The organism is Paenibacillus bouchesdurhonensis (assembly GCF_900155685.1).
In the GTDB taxonomy this organism is placed as follows: domain Bacteria; phylum Bacillota; class Bacilli; order Paenibacillales; family Paenibacillaceae; genus Fontibacillus; species Fontibacillus bouchesdurhonensis.
In genome coordinates this window covers 169,188-183,548 of the sequence record NZ_LT732548.1, presented here as the reverse complement: position 1 = coordinate 183,548, position 14,361 = coordinate 169,188, and the positions used below count along the sequence as shown (strand labels likewise).

The 14,361-nt window shown below is 49.8% G+C and carries 18 protein-coding genes, 2 tRNA genes and 1 pseudogene; 1 reads left to right on the top strand and 20 read right to left on the bottom strand.

What is annotated here, in order from left to right:
- Positions 1-211: 211 nt before the first annotated feature.
- Positions 212-646 carry a hypothetical protein gene (locus CZ379_RS05060; RefSeq protein ID WP_110930666.1) on the top strand — a complete coding sequence of 145 codons (435 nt, stop codon included), beginning with the start codon at positions 212-214 and terminating at the stop codon, positions 644-646.
- 44 nt (positions 647-690) lie between these two features.
- On the opposite strand, the gene CZ379_RS05055 is transcribed toward CZ379_RS05060, so the two are convergent.
- From CZ379_RS05055 to CZ379_RS04960, 20 genes and pseudogenes are all read right to left on the bottom strand, one after another.
- The gene (locus tag CZ379_RS05055) at positions 691-894 is read right to left on the bottom strand and encodes an Acb2/Tad1 domain-containing protein (RefSeq protein ID WP_110930665.1); all 204 of its coding nucleotides are present in this window, start codon (positions 892-894) and stop codon (positions 691-693) included.
- Positions 891-1,103 carry a Thoeris anti-defense Tad2 family protein gene (locus CZ379_RS05050; protein WP_110930664.1) on the bottom strand — a complete coding sequence of 71 codons (213 nt, stop codon included), beginning with the start codon at positions 1,101-1,103 and terminating at the stop codon, positions 891-893. The genes CZ379_RS05055 and CZ379_RS05050 overlap by 4 nt, the downstream gene beginning before the upstream one ends.
- A 79-nt stretch (positions 1,104-1,182) precedes the next feature.
- Positions 1,183-1,256: transfer RNA gene (locus CZ379_RS05045), tRNA-Pro, on the bottom strand.
- A gap of 3 nt (positions 1,257-1,259) precedes the next feature.
- A tRNA-OTHER gene (locus CZ379_RS05040) sits at positions 1,260-1,343 on the bottom strand.
- A gap of 121 nt (positions 1,344-1,464) precedes the next feature.
- Positions 1,465-1,887, bottom strand: a complete 423-nt coding sequence (locus CZ379_RS05035; protein ID WP_110930663.1) for a hypothetical protein — start codon at positions 1,885-1,887, stop codon at positions 1,465-1,467.
- Between the two features lie 114 nt (positions 1,888-2,001).
- Positions 2,002-2,271 (bottom strand): DUF3310 domain-containing protein, encoded by a 270-nt coding sequence (locus CZ379_RS05030; RefSeq protein WP_110930662.1) that lies wholly within the window; start codon positions 2,269-2,271, stop codon positions 2,002-2,004.
- Positions 2,268-3,648: pseudogene (locus tag CZ379_RS05025) on the bottom strand (SNF2-related protein). The gene CZ379_RS05030 and the pseudogene CZ379_RS05025 overlap by 4 nt, the downstream one beginning before the upstream one ends.
- Complete coding sequence (locus CZ379_RS05020; RefSeq protein WP_110930660.1) at positions 3,645-3,926, bottom strand: VRR-NUC domain-containing protein; 282 nt, start codon at positions 3,924-3,926, stop codon at positions 3,645-3,647. Before CZ379_RS05020 ends, CZ379_RS05025 begins: the two are co-directional and overlap by 4 nt.
- A gap of 288 nt (positions 3,927-4,214) precedes the next feature.
- Positions 4,215-6,563: a virulence-associated E family protein gene (locus tag CZ379_RS05015; RefSeq protein WP_110930659.1), complete on the bottom strand. Its 2,349-nt coding sequence runs from the start codon at positions 6,561-6,563 to the stop codon at positions 4,215-4,217.
- Positions 6,564-7,002: 439 nt separating this feature from the next.
- The gene (locus tag CZ379_RS05005; RefSeq protein WP_110930657.1) at positions 7,003-7,611 is read right to left on the bottom strand and encodes a hypothetical protein; all 609 of its coding nucleotides are present in this window, start codon (positions 7,609-7,611) and stop codon (positions 7,003-7,005) included.
- Positions 7,612-7,616: 5 nt separating this feature from the next.
- A complete protein-coding gene (locus tag CZ379_RS05000; RefSeq protein ID WP_110930656.1) occupies positions 7,617-8,144 on the bottom strand; it encodes a hypothetical protein in 528 nt (175 codons plus the stop codon).
- 144 nt (positions 8,145-8,288) lie between these two features.
- The gene (locus tag CZ379_RS04995) at positions 8,289-10,244 is read right to left on the bottom strand and encodes a DNA polymerase (RefSeq protein ID WP_110930655.1); all 1,956 of its coding nucleotides are present in this window, start codon (positions 10,242-10,244) and stop codon (positions 8,289-8,291) included.
- Positions 10,241-10,603 (bottom strand): nucleoside triphosphate pyrophosphohydrolase family protein, encoded by a 363-nt coding sequence (locus CZ379_RS04990; RefSeq protein WP_110930654.1) that lies wholly within the window; start codon positions 10,601-10,603, stop codon positions 10,241-10,243. The genes CZ379_RS04995 and CZ379_RS04990 overlap by 4 nt, the downstream gene beginning before the upstream one ends.
- Before the next feature lie 62 nt (positions 10,604-10,665).
- On the bottom strand, positions 10,666-11,265 hold the full coding sequence (locus CZ379_RS04985) for a DUF2815 family protein (RefSeq protein WP_110930653.1): 600 nt from the start codon (positions 11,263-11,265) through the stop codon (positions 10,666-10,668).
- 21 nt (positions 11,266-11,286) lie between these two features.
- A complete protein-coding gene (locus CZ379_RS04980; RefSeq protein WP_110930652.1) occupies positions 11,287-11,532 on the bottom strand; it encodes a hypothetical protein in 246 nt (81 codons plus the stop codon).
- Positions 11,532-12,728 (bottom strand): DUF2800 domain-containing protein, encoded by a 1,197-nt coding sequence (locus CZ379_RS04975; protein ID WP_110930651.1) that lies wholly within the window; start codon positions 12,726-12,728, stop codon positions 11,532-11,534. Before CZ379_RS04975 ends, CZ379_RS04980 begins: the two co-directional genes overlap by 1 nt.
- Positions 12,725-13,150, bottom strand: a complete 426-nt coding sequence (locus CZ379_RS04970; RefSeq protein ID WP_110930650.1) for a hypothetical protein — start codon at positions 13,148-13,150, stop codon at positions 12,725-12,727. Before CZ379_RS04970 ends, CZ379_RS04975 begins: the two co-directional genes overlap by 4 nt.
- A 23-nt stretch (positions 13,151-13,173) precedes the next feature.
- Positions 13,174-13,428: an AbrB/MazE/SpoVT family DNA-binding domain-containing protein gene (locus CZ379_RS04965; protein ID WP_110930649.1), complete on the bottom strand. Its 255-nt coding sequence runs from the start codon at positions 13,426-13,428 to the stop codon at positions 13,174-13,176.
- Positions 13,429-13,487: 59 nt separating this feature from the next.
- Positions 13,488-13,619: a hypothetical protein gene (locus tag CZ379_RS26920; RefSeq protein WP_267890478.1), complete on the bottom strand. Its 132-nt coding sequence runs from the start codon at positions 13,617-13,619 to the stop codon at positions 13,488-13,490.
- Positions 13,620-13,667: 48 nt separating this feature from the next.
- The gene (locus CZ379_RS04960; RefSeq protein WP_110930648.1) at positions 13,668-14,357 is read right to left on the bottom strand and encodes a hypothetical protein; all 690 of its coding nucleotides are present in this window, start codon (positions 14,355-14,357) and stop codon (positions 13,668-13,670) included.
- Positions 14,358-14,361 lie beyond the last annotated feature (4 nt).

The window sequence follows — 14,361 nt, the reverse complement described above, 5'->3', positions numbered from 1 at the left end:
AACCAGCGCCCGCATTTCCCGCATTTAATATCAAACTTTGGACTTGTTCCGAAAAGCATGCTCACGGACATGTTCCATCCTTGAACGTCTCTAGCACGAACAATCTTCACACGTCCTCAGCTCCTTACTAAAAACAAATGTTTGACAAAGTAAAACAACGATGCTATATTTGATTTACAAAGTAAAACAAACGATGACGGAGGTAATGAAAATGAAAATAACCGAATACACTGTGATAGAAGAAAAAGGGCTACTGCCAGACGGCAAGACTCCCTACCAGTTTTTTGTCGTAAAGCTTGGAGATAATATGTATTTCAAAGACGATGATCACTCTGCCGATGGCGTAAAAATAGCTGAGACTATCGACGGCGCCAGACATATCGCAAGCGAAAAATTCGCACTGGAACTTATCGGATACTTGCAAAACTTTTACGATAGTGAAGGTAAAGTATACAAAGACAAGATTGGTTTAGTTATCCCTCCACTTGTCGGGCTCTCCGAAGCCGCTGAAATGCTCGGTTGGCAGAAGCAGCAAGTCTCCGAATACATGAAACGCGGCAAGTTCCCCGATCCTTTACAACGTCTCGCCTCGGGCCCAATATGGACTTATAAACAAATTGAAGATTACAAAGACTCTCGTAGCTGAGAGTCTTTTTTTTTGTGCAAATTAAAAAGCACCCGTTAAGGTGCTCAGTTTCTCGCTACTGCCGCATTAGCCCACATGACGGCTTCCTCTAGCTTCGTCATAGCTAATGACTTCTCGCGGCTATTCGGTGCCTTCTCGTCGATCAAGTAGGCCAGTTCCTTCGCCTTCTCGCGGATCGCCGTATAAATTTCAGGTTGTCCCGGCTTCGGTGCGTGATAGCTAAAGTTATTCTCGATTTGCATGTTCATCCGATAACCTCCCAATTCTCTGCAAATAACTCAATCATCGTTTCTTTCCAAGGGACTCGACCAAAACGGCTCTCCACATAGAGGTATGGCGCAGTCATTTTACTGTGTGCGTCGGGATACTGCGCGCGAATTACAACATCAGGCTGCCATTGGGGGAGTCTCATCCCCTTGCCTGCTTTCACTTCTTCAAATGCTTGGCCGAAGTTCATATGTATCATCCTTTCGAAATAAAAATGCCGCCTCACAAGGAAGCGGCTAATCAAGGGGGATCTAAAAATGATGAATTAATCCGAACGGCAGGATTCGAACCTGCGACTACTTGCTCCCAAGGCAAGCGTGCTACCTGGCTACACTACATCCGGTTATGGCACACCTGCGGGGAATCGAACCCCGGACATGAAGTCTGTTATTGCGGCCGCCTTCACGCTTTCCCACTAAGCTACAGGTATGATGTAAGACGCAGCCGCCGAACAGTCAGAAACCATTGCCAGCTGCGCCTTTAATGCGTATAGACGGAATCTCCGACCTAGTAGAAATCCCGTCTATACAATTTGCTATGCTATTACTATATCAGGAAAAATCAATCTTTTTGTGCCTTCTTTGTGCCTTGATTCGACTGCTAACCTTTCGGATCCAGTCGTATGAATATCCTAGCTTGTCAGCTATCTTGTATAAGGGCAAACCCTCAACATCCCGCATATACGCTACCTGATATTCAATCCCCTGAAAATCCCGGATGCTGTCCTCAATTTTCTGCCGAATCAACTTCTTGGCTGCTAATCTATTCGACGTCTCCCCGATCCGCTGAACAACGGCGTCATAATACTCCAGGGCTTTATCCAACGGAACGTGAACGGGAAGCGGATCGGAAGGTAAGCGTCCAGAGAAGCAAAGCTTCCTCGCCTCTTTAAGCTCGTCCTCTAGATCAATTAGTCGTAACTCTAGGATTTCAATCTCTTTGGTGATGTCGTTGTATGTTTTCACGAAATCCATCTTTCTTCACCTCGCATTTATGTCTCGGAAAGTAACTAAGCGTATATCGCTTCCAGCATTCTCTACAAACCTTGAAACGCATCCGGTATGGTAGTCGGTTTTTAATCATTCGGCTCACTCCTTCGGATAAAAGTCTTGTTCGTGGAAAATTGCTCGGGCTCCTGACTCCTTCTCCAGATGGCGGATCAGTCGATCCAAATACCAAGCTGCCTTTTTCAAATCCTCTACGCCAGCAGCTTTTAGCCCGTGGCGACTGAGGTATTTTAAGATATTTCCCCGACAATACCCACTGAACTCTGCAGGGGTTAGCTTCGCTTGAATAAAATCTATAGTTTCAATTCCGCCAGCCGTGTAGTGGGCTGGGCTGTTTACTGAATCACTCATGCCGCTTTCACCCTCTCTATTCTCGCTTTAACTGCGTCCATTAACGCGTCTTGTCCGGTGGCCTTACGCTCTAATGCCGCCACGGCCTCCTCGTCCATTGTCCCTTCCGCAACCAGTCGGATAACGACGATGTTATGACGTACACCCTGCCGATACACCCTGGCATTTGCCTGCTGATCCTCTTCCAAGCTCCAGATCTGATCGAACCAGACAACCGTCCGGCAGCTTGACTCCTGAAGGTTAAGGCCATGACCGGCTGATTTTGGATGTACAAGCAGCAACGGAATTTCGTCATTGTTCCAAGCCCTAATGTCCTCATTCCCATCTTTGCCTTTTCGCAGGATCCGCGCTTGGGGGAATCGTTGCTGGATCCGGGCTAAGGAATGCTTGAAGTTATAAAACACCATAACCGGCTTACCGTTGGCCGCTTCGATAATGTCCTCTAGTGCGTCCAGCTTCGCCTCATGGATCATTTTGACGCCCTTGTCTTCGTCGTACACAGCGCCGGAAGCCATCTGCAGAAGTTTGTTACTCAGGACAGCTGCTGTACTTGCAACTACGTCAGCATCAAGGAATGGTAATAGCAGCTCCTTCTCCAATTGCTTGTACTGCTCCCTTGCTTTTGGGTTCAGCGGAACCGGAATAGTACGGTCAATCCGTTCCGGAAGCTCTAGCCAGTCCTCAGCTTTCATGCTAACGGCGATATCGCTGATCGCCTCATAAATCCGGTTCTCTGCTTCCTGCTTCTCCTTCCATTCGTAAACCACATGGCCGCTACGGGCACCAGGGATAAAGTATTTATCCCGGAACCCGGTGATTGTCTTGCCCAGTCGTTCGCCCTGGTCGATCAAGTACATCTGCGGCCACAAGTCCATAAGACTGTTCGGTGCCGGTGTACCTGTTAATCCGATCACCCGTTTCATCATTGGGCGGACTCGGCGAAGAGCCCGGAAGCGTTTAGATCTGCTATTTTTAAAGCTGGAAAGCTCGTCGATCACCACAGTGTCGAACGGCCATTTACTGCCGTATTCGTTCACCAGCCATTCCACATTCTCCCGGTTGATGACGTAAATATCGGCTTCAGCCTTCAAGGCTTTCCGGCGGGTTACTGCACTACCCAGCACCTTACTGATCCGAAGATTCTGCAGGTGATCCCATTTCTCGATCTCCCTAGCCCAAGTATCCTCGGCCACTCGCAGCGGTGCGATAACCAGTACTTTGTAGGCGTCGAAATAGTCGTTCAGTAGCTCATCGATCGCCGTCAAGGTAGTTACCGTTTTGCTAACCCAAGCCCATCTCCAGCAGCAAGGCTATAAAATTCGTGTCCAGGATCCGCTGTCTCGCGTAGTCCTGGTAGACGTGTGGGATGAACTTCATTTCGGCATCACCTCCTGGATAAACAGATCGATATCCTCCACCGAATCAAGTTTGAAATGTCGGTGACCCATGTTCTGCAGCTTTCGCCTCCAGCGCTCCTGTAAAGGGGTCAAGGGCTCGCCCGGTGCCTTCATCTCGACATATACCGTTTGCCCGTTGGGGAGTAATACAATCCGGTCAGGTACTCCCCGATTTCCTGGGCTTACCCACTTAGGGGCTTCCCCGCCGATCTTCTTGATCTCTCGAACCAGGCGGCGTTCCAGTGTAGACTCTCCCATGCTCGCTCCTTTCCGAGTGTTACAGAATATCACTCTATATACGCGTACTGCGTATATTCACGTTTAACCTATATATCCGTATTTCTATTACTAGTTAAATTACTTACTTACTATTTATATAGAATTTACTGATACAACTGATACAAAGCCCGCCAAATCCTTTGACTTAAAGGGTTTCAAGCTGTATCAGTAAACCCATTTTTACTGTTACGCTTCTGATACAACTGTTATTTTAGATGTATCAGTGTATCAGTAAGGATAACAGCGCCGAATCATCTTACTGATACGTCAATCAGCCCGTTCAAACACGGTTTGAAGCCCGTACCCAGACACCCGCGCTCGCCCTTTTCTCTCTTTCCACCCAGGAACGCGCCGCATAACATCGCAGATTTCTTTAGCATCCCAAGGCTTCATATCGCCCCTACGCTTACCTAAGCATTCCACCCACATCTGGGCTGCACAGACCCGTTGCCGTAGTTGTCCTGTAGGCCTGTCCATCTCGTCAAGCTCTTCCGATTCAAGCCACTCCTGAATCATGCCCTCACGCGGGTCACTCTCCATATGCGCCGCCTGCTGCCGCTCAGCCTCCATGCGTGCCTCGCTGTCCAGCTCCAAGGTTTCCCCCGCCTCGAACCAGCTCAATACCTCAGCCCAGATTTGCTGTACCTCCTCATCGCCTAGATGATCCCAATGACTCTTCTCAGCTCTTTCAGGCACTACTTCAACCGGCCAAAAGCGGCGGTTCCCGGTCGTGTCCCGTAGAAAATCCCGTGTATTCGTCGTTCCGAAGAAAACGCACTTCCGGGGAAACTCCGATACCTGGCGATCATACGCCACCCGATAGCGGTCTTCTGTCTTAGATAAAAACGCCTTGACCTCTTCAACCTCGGTTTTCTTCATAGCCGACAGCTCACCGATTTCAAATATCCAGCCATTCTGTAGATGCTCACCGGCTTCCTTATTTTCAAACGTCCGCAGGCTGTCAGAGAACCAATCCCGGCCAAGCTTCGCCAACAGGCTACTCTTCCCAGCCCCCTGGGGGCCAACAAGAACAAGCATCTGGTCGAATTTACAGCCCGGGCGATACAGCCGTGTGACGGCTGCCAGCAGCATCTTCCTCGTCACCTGTCGCGTATAATGCGTGTCAGCTGCCCCTAAGTATTCAACGAATATCCGTTCCGCTCGGGGGACACCGTCCCAGCTTCCGCCCTCGACATACGCCTTGATCGGATGAAACGTGTTGCGGTGAACAACCTCCGTAAAAGCGTTCTGGATCGTCTTCGCAGCGTTAATACCATGTACTTTGGAGAACCAGTGCTGCAGCCGCTTGTCGTCGGCAGCCAGCCATGGCTCATATGTGCGCCCCCCGCGTTCCAATTCTCGCCAAGGCAGCGGACGCCGGATGACCTCAGAATTACCAAAGGCATCGTAAGCCAGAACGTTTTTCCATATACCGAAGGTTAAGAACAGCTCTACATTGCCGGCTGTCGGTAGCGGCAGCGCCGTTTTATGGTGAAGCTCCAGCTTTTCCTCCCAATCGTCATCCTCCGGATCCTCTTCATCGTCATCAAACTCGGCGGCCATTTCAGCAAAGTCCGCCTGCCGCTCAGCTAGAGCAAGCTTCTTTACCTCTGGCCGCTGCGCCGCCCACTGCTCCATAGCCAGGTGACTTGGCTTTTTGGCGTCCGGTGTATGGTCTTTCACCTGCTCGTCTAGGTGACCGAATTTATGAACACGAACAAGGTCAAATAAGTTATAAGTGCGGCCATCCGCTACCGGATCACTGTCCTGGTGCGAGAAGGCAAGGTCTTGATCCGGGTAAATCTCCAGCCCGTTTCCACTCGTCCCCTTGGTATAGGTATAGCGGTTAGGCATTGTACCAGGGACATACACGTCAGATAGGAAAGTATCGATGCCCTCCTCAATGGTGAATGACCGGCATAAAAGTCCGATCGTGCCAAATTTCTCCCTAGGATCCTGTGCTTTCTTCTCAGCAAGCTGCGCCGGTGACTTGGCTTCCGGATGCCGAGGCCAGGCTAAAACGTCAGTCCAGTCGTCGTATTCATCCAGCACCTGGTCAACGCTCAGCGGCTCCCCCTCGTAAACTTCCAGCACAGGCTCAGCGTCCTTGCTGCAGCTGGGCAGGTACATGAGCCGATGCACATCAAAGGTCGTCTTGTCAAAACAGTTCATGCCGATCTGCTCCGCCAGCTTGCGGCTGACTGCGGCGTACTCGTCCGGGCTCATGTTCCTGTCAGCTGGAATAATAAGGCGATACTTTGGCTTCTCCGGGCGGTGGCTGTGCGTGGAGTAGACGACGTAAGCCGTCCCTCCAAGCACCAGATCCGCAGCAAAGAGAAAGTCATCGTCCCCACGATCAACGTCGAGAGTAATTAGGCTGCGGCTATCGATATTCTCTTTCTTCCTCCGGCCTGTCCGGATAAGCCCCCCGACGAAAGCCGGCCCGTCTTTTACTTTCCCCCGCGCAGGCGTACTCATGGCGTTATACTGAGCCATGGTCTCGTTCGTCCGGCGAACCTTCCGCAGCCGATCGACGAACTCTTCCCAGGTCAAATATTCAGTTTTCCAGTTCGTATCGGCACGGTGCTTGCCGAATGAAATATCTAATTCCTGCATGGTGCCACCTCAATCTATGTTTAAATCTCAACTATAGGTAAATCCGTCAGCAACTCTCGCTGATACGCTGGAAGCTCGTATAGTTCAATCGATCCAACATCCTTACTCCAATACCTAGTGTGGTGATCTATGAGTAGAACCGGACAGTTATCCCGCCACACAATTTTGATACTTTTAATCCGATTCTTTAATGATCTATCGAAACATCGGAGCAATTCATAATTAAGAACCATTTCATTACCGTTCAAAGAGACAGTGACCGGGTAACCTTTAATGTCCCGAATCGATTCGAATTCAAATAACAGAACTTCCCCTATTCGGCTTGATTCCGGAAGGTCTCTCAGTTTAACTCCAATTGCCCGCCTCTGCTCCCTCAATGCCTTATTAGCCCGCTTCCGCGCGTTCGTGCAGCGGGCTTTCTCCTCAGATGTTAGCGGTCTCATTGGCAATTTCCAGTCAATAGACAAGGGTCAACGGATAACTTCACGACAGCTGGTAAATTAGACGTCCCAGCTTCAAACTCCGACATATCAACCCCCAAAGCTACCAATGCCTTATATCCGCGCTGCCCATTAGCTTCTGAGGCAATTACGTTTTCTAACTCACGGCGAAGCTTGTGTAGATCGGCTAACTTTTTGTAGTGAGGTCGGCAAACCTTCTGTAACCGCTTAGTCAAAGCATTCACTTCTTCATGACCTAAATTAATAGCCTCGTGTTCGGGATCCTGAACGAAGCTTTCAATTCCCTGTTTTATGTCTTCCTTCGCCTTACGTTCAATAGAAAGTAGCTTAGAATTTATATCAGCCAATACACTTTGATATTTCCAGCAGTCCAATATTTTGAAGGCCTTCATAGCTTCCTCTAGAGAGACCGCTAATCTTTCCGCATCCCGTTCCACAGAACCCAAGCGGATCCAAGAATTTAAAACAGGGTCAGCTTCTGAATCTATCATCTTAGTAATTTGATTTTTAATGTCTACTCGCTGGGCATTTACCTTCTTGGTAACAAAATCATATAAATTTTGCTTAGTAATTCTCTTCAAATCCATTTATATCATCCTCTCTTTCCAAAAATCTGAGCCGCCCAATCGCCCTCGCGTTCGCGTAGCCGCTGAGCGCCTAGCCGCCCTATTTGTTGTCGGGACCAGATCGGCTCAGTCGCAGCTCGTTCATAATCCCATCCGCAGTATTTAACACGATATTGAAATGTCGCATAAGGTATACCGTTTTTCTCTGCTAAAAGAACATACTTTTTGGGGTAGACTCGCACATGCTCAGTCGCATGAAGAGCCTGCTGCCGGATCTCCTCTGGAGTTTGAAGCGGCTGCGTTGCCGCCCTTTCGGGGCACATACCGCTTCGTATACGGCTCATGAAAGAATCATATTTTATGCCGTTTTTCTCAGCGATAGCTGCCCATTTTTCATAGTAACCTCTTGGCTTCTGAGGCCTAGGCGGCGTAGTCATAGCCCGCTCTTTGATCCAGCCTTGTTGCCGGACTCTCCGATCCAGCATCTCCGGCCTGACCCCGTACTTTTCGGCTTCTGCATATTCTTCCGGCGCGATATAGAACCAGTGCCCCATTTGTTTTGTCGCCTCCTTGGCGGAGGATCGGGAAGAAGTGTATAAACTTCCCCGATCACCTTACCGCTATCATTTAAGACTAAGTCCCAAGGAACATCTGAAATATAAAGATCAACACTATCTGGTAATTTTGGCAGCATCATATCAATCCTTTTGATAGAAATCACATTCAAATCCATCTGCCGACAACGGCAGCCCCGGCGCCCAATCGATCGGCTGGCTCATGATCTCGGTAACCTCTTCGACGGAGCCGATCCCGATTGGCACCTCCAGCACCGCTTCGTCATGCACATGCAGAGGAATCGGATAGCCTTCTGCGTCTAATCTCAGCAGACTCTCGGCTAAGCAGTCCCGTGCGATCGCCTGCACAAGGTTCTCGACCAGAGTCCCGCCCCAGGTGCGCTGCCGAACCATTCGTCCTAATTGATCGGGAGCCAAGAACGTGAGGCCTTCCTTGCCGTCAAACTTCGGATCCGGCTTGATCTGCGGTGAGGGGTAACTTAAGCTATGGCCGCTAGGTAGATCAGCGAATAAGTAGCCGTTCTTATAGCGGTACTGAACACCATGAGCCAGCTTGACAGTCGACTTCGTCCTAACAGCCTCCATCGCAGCCTCTTCGGTTTTGTACCATAACCGTCTGATCTTGGGATTTGCTTCTCGCCACTGTTTGACCAGAGCTGGATACTCTTCTTCTGGAATCTCTTTCTTCTTGTCCATGCTTGCGAGGGCATTCGGGCCGCCGCCGAAACCGCAGGCGAGCGTAGCGACTTTACCTGGTGCGCGATACTTGTAGTTCTCGTGCCCGCGGATGATCGTTTCGAATGGGATCCCAAACATTCGTGAAGCAGTCGCCTCGTAAATCTTACCGTGACCTTTGAATACTTCGAGCACCCAGTTCTCATCGGCAAGCCAAGCTATGACGCGGGCCTCGATCGCGGAAAAGTCAGAGACGATAAATCGATGACCGTCTGCCGGAATCAGCGCTGTACGGATGAGCTCCGAAAGCACAAACTGCACAGGGCCGAACAGCATCTCTAGCCATTCAAAATCTCCAGAGAGCAGGATCTCTCGAGCCAGTGCCAAATCTACCAAATGATTCTGCGGCAGATTGTGCATCTGAACCCGTCTGCCTGCCCAGCGCCATGTCCGGCTGGCTCCGCAATATTGCAGAATCCCGCGCACACGGCCATCATCACAGGCTGATAGTTTCATGGCGTCATACTTGCTGACTGACGTCTTACCCATTTCTTGTCGGATCTCTAGCATCCGTTTGGTATCCTCATCAGGAGCAGCGTCTAGCAAAACCGGCATATTGTCCTTGTTCAAGCTGACAACCTTCAACCCATGACTTTCAAACCATCCTTTAAGTTGTGCGATGCTGTTCGGGTTCTCGAGCCCGGTTAGATCTCGCGCCTCTTGCAGGAGCTGATCCGTATATTGAGACGAGCAGGCAATTGCTTGATCGATAAGCCCCTTGTCGACTCTCACGCCGAGGTCATTGATCTTCTGATCAAGCGTCCATACTCGCCATTCTCGGTCTGGTACAGGGAAGCGTTCCAAGCGTTTACGAACCACGCGTTCGACGACCACGTCCTGCCGGTTGTATTCGATATACTCCTGCCACTTATCTGGCACATGGTGTGGATAATTACGAGTACGTCCGCCGTTGACTTTGGTCGGTTTACACGGGACGGAAAAATACTTGATCAGGTTCTTACCTTTCGTATCCTTTTGTTCCTCCAGCCCAAGGGCGATCGCCGCCTTTTCGAGCGACCCTGGTAAACCGAGTGTGTAGGCATGCGCCATCGAGCAGCGCCAATACCGTGGATCACACTCGATATTAAACTGCTTGGCAATCACCGTCCGCTCAAAAGCAGCATTCCAGGCTGTCTTGATAACCGCCGGATCAGTCAGATCGTGCAGCACTTGCTCCGGCAGCTCTTCAAAATCAGTTAGGTCAACCACCTGCACCGGATCGTCATCATAAGCGTAGGCAAATAGAAGAATTTCAAAGTCCGGTGATTCAACGTAGCGGTGAACTCCGCATTTTATTAGATCCACGCTGCTGTAGGTCTCAACGTCAATCTGGAGTACCGTCATATCACTTTCCCACCGTGCCGCTGTGGCCGCGTTGCGTTATAGGCCATCTTCTCAGTAATCGCCTTCTCCAGATCGATGCCATATCGCCCGCAGGCATCGAATACCCGAATTACGATGTCAGCCAGCTCAGATGGGATGCCGCAAGGCTTATAGTCGTCATCGACTTGTACGGCATGATCCTGACCATCATGTTCATACCAGACATTCGTTGGCGGTTCTCCGTTCCGATAATCTTCCAGAGCCTCCGAAGCTTCAGAGTGGATCAAGGCAATGATTTCCCCGAAACTCCGTTCCTCGTCCCACCAACCCTTACTCACTGCATTGCTATGTGCTTCTTGCACCAAGTCATTAATCCCCATCTATTGATCCTCCCCATGTTTTGATAGAAAAGGGGACCCTTGCGGCATCCCCTCATTACCAGTTAGTTCAAAAAGTCCTCATCGTCATCACTGAAATCCATAATGTCGTCAAAATCCTCATCTGCGAAGTCATCCTTCACGCTGCTACGACCGCCCAAGAACTCACCGTCTTGCAACTTCACAATATTGTTCAGCCCTGCTGCAATCCCCTTATTGCCCTTGGTATCAAAGATATAAAAGTTAATAGAGGCCTTGACGTAGCAACCGGAATAGACTTCCGTCGTGTCAGTGATCTCCTGGAATTTAGTCGATCCGTCGGGATTTTTACCGACAGGCTTAGCAATGCCAGGCTTGTTTTTGGAAGAAGCATTGAAAAAATAGTGATCGGCATATGCCTCATCATCTGGACGTTCCTCGTCACCATCCCGTAACGGGGTATGGAACTTAGCCGGGAGCTTCCCGCCGAATTTAGCCTTTGCTTGCTCTTTCAGGGCATCAATGACAGTTTTGATTTTACGTAAGGTCTCCTTATCGTCCTTTGGAATAAGGATAGAAGTGCTGTATTTAGGTTCGCCACCATCAATAGATTGAGGCTCCCACACATTCGCATAAGAAAGCCGTACTTTACCCGTAATTACCTTTGTGCTGATTTCGTTTGCCATTTGAACATTTCTCCTTATTAGTTAGTTTTCAATTGGAATAGTGACTAAAAACAGCTTGCCGTTCTTGAACTCTATTTCGTGGTGCAAAACATTACCGTAATCATCAACCGAAAAAATTCGGTTGATATGGATATCATCCTCTAGAGCATCATGGGAAGACACTTGCCCTACATACCGGAGAACTTCACGTTCAGAATTTTGTGTGACTTTTGTTTGGTCGTTATAACTGCTTTTATTCGTTTGAACAATAATATAAAGACGGCTCATTAGGACTCAAACTCCTCTCCTGCAAAGTCCTGATCAACGCTATTCAGCTCCGCCCTGTGATCGGTCTCAGGAACAAGAACCGGCTTCCCTGGGGGCTTAACGATCAAGTCGCCTATCAGTGCGGCAAGCTCCTTTTTATCGATCCGCTTTTCCAATTCCCCGATGCCAAGAAGCTCACGAGGTTTCAGGAACTTATCATCATCGATTTTGGCATCTTCTAAGGACTTCCATGCTACATCTTTGTCCGTAATCACTCGGTTGCTACGACCCTCGACCAACTTCCACGCCGGAATCTTAGCACCGTTCTTGGCTTGATCGAAGGCGTAGCCTTCAACATCCTTCGCCCAGGCTTTCAACTGCTCTGCTACAAAAAGCACTGAACCGATTTCCTCCAGCGACAGCAGAGCCGGATCACGAAACTCATACTCCAGGGCTTTCATATTCTCATCAGCCCGCGCCCGGCAATTCCCTTTCACCTTGCACCAGCGGCAATGCTCCCCAGCCTTAAACTCACCTTCACCAGCAAATGCGAGAGCAGCGGCAGGCTTAACGACGGTTTCAGCCCACTCTAACAGCTCCGATACCGGCACAATGTCAGTGCTCACACTGTCGAGCCGTGGCTGTATGATCGTCATATGAATTTCTTCAATGCCATACAAAAAATCGTATTCCTGCCAAGCTCCCAAGGCGTAGAGCCGCATCTGCGGATTGCCGAAAGCTGATACTGGCACGCCTTTGCCGTATTTCAGGTCAATCACATCCATAATCCCATCAGAGATGATGATGACGTCCCCCGTGCCATACCCTTCAGGTACCCATTCACTAAAGTCCAGCCGTTGCTCGAACATGATCACCGCATCCTGAGAACGTGCCTTAGCCGCGAGAAAGCGTTCCGCCACAATGTCCACGTAATCGTTAACGGCGTTCTCCATCTCAGGGCCGTAGTACGTACTTGCCATAGCCTCCGTTAATGCCTTTTCCAGCTCCTTACGCCGAGCCGAATTATTAGGCATAAGCATCTGCTGCAGCTTTACTTCCGACAACTCATGAGCTGCTGTACCCTCGTCGGCGTATTCACTCCGCTTCTCCGAGATATGTTCGGTAAGCCGAGCACTTGGGGGGCAAGCAATCCAACGGCTGGCCCCCGAAGCACCTAGAAGTGCATGTGCCCGCTCTGCGTGTGCTGGGGCACTCATAGCGCCTCCAGCTTGGCATAGATCGCATCGACGTCCTTATCTTCGACGGCGCTCATGTTGGCGTAGCCGAACTCAGAGAGAATCTCCTTGATCTTCGGCTTTGTAGATGCGTCCGCCGTTGATTTCTCCTTGGCAAGAGCCCGAAGATCAACAAGAGTATGTTTAGGGTCAGCGCCCTCCTGAGTTTCACCACCAGCCGATTCTTCATCTTCAGATTCAACTTCGACCTTCTTCTCTTCTGAATCTTCCTTTTTCTTAGGGGTCGGTTTTCTGGTCTGCTTTTTTGGCTCTTCTGTAGATGCTGTTGATGCTGTAGAAGTAGCCTCTAACACGGCTTGTCCAACAAAAGCAGCTGACAAAATAGCAAATTCCTCAATAGCTTGTGTGGCACTCTCACCGTTGATCGTAATTTGAACTGGCATGTATAAGTCCTCCTAAAATATGATTAATGAATGTTACGAATCCGGGTAATATCCTTGGCGCATTTGGAACAAACAGGCTTGCTAAAAAGGAATATCAGCTCTGTCGTATCTTCGCAAAAGAAGCAGCCAGGCTGATACTTGCGAAGGATGATTTTGTCACCATCGACGAAGACCTCTAGCGGATCCTGTTCAGCGATCCCCAGGGTGTCGCGCAGCTCTTTCGGCAAAACTATACGGCCGAGATTGTCAACCTTCCGAACGATTCCAGTACTTTTCATTGCAATTTCCTTTCTGCCAGTGGTAAACTGGCCTTAGAATGGTATTGTTGTGCAGCTTATTACGGGGTAGGAGCCGTGGTAAGCTGTTTTTCTTTTTTCCAGCGTTTCGCGTTTTCGCTAGCGGCAAAGCGTAGGCACACCATGCGCTCGTCCTTTGTCAGTTCCAGCCGGACATCACGTGTCACATTCATTTGTCTTGTTCACCCCCTTTCAAATACGCTGAACTTTCGAGCTATGCATTAAACTTCTGACTCTATCATTGCTATGATTGCTACAATAGGCAGGATTTGCAGCGGCACCACACCATTGCCCAGCATCTTTAGCCGAGGAACTCTGCCTTTAACTCCACTAGCAACTCGTGCAGGCTCCCAGTCATGCTGCGGTTGTCCCATTAATGCTGGTTGCAGATATGCCCGGATATAATCAACGTAATCTCCCAGATCATCTAGCACAGCAGGCAACTCAACTTCTCGTTCCGCATCCGTCCAGCCTTTTGGTACGCACATCAAGGCTTCAACCCAATCTGGATTTAGCTGCCCAGTCTGTCCTTCGCGCATAATTGCCCCCGGGATTGTGACCCGCTCCGCCTGACTTGGCGGTAAGGTAGCATTTTTTGCATCTTGGGCTGCAGGAGTAGGCCACATTTTCACCGCAGCTTGAAGGTCAGGAGATCGGCGATTACGCTCACTTGGGCAGTCACCGCGCATTGACCCTTTCGGTGTAGGCCAGAGCTTCACGGCATCATTTAGCCCGGGTGTCCAACCTTGCTCCCGTTTCCTGGTTGCTCTTGAACCTTCCGGGTCATCACCACTGCGGTAGTCTCGTGCTTGTGGGGTCGGCCATAACACCGCACCGGGTAAGCCATTTCTAGGATCATCTGCTATATTTCCGCGCTTCTCAGCATCGTTCGCCCGCGGCGTGGGCCACATGCGC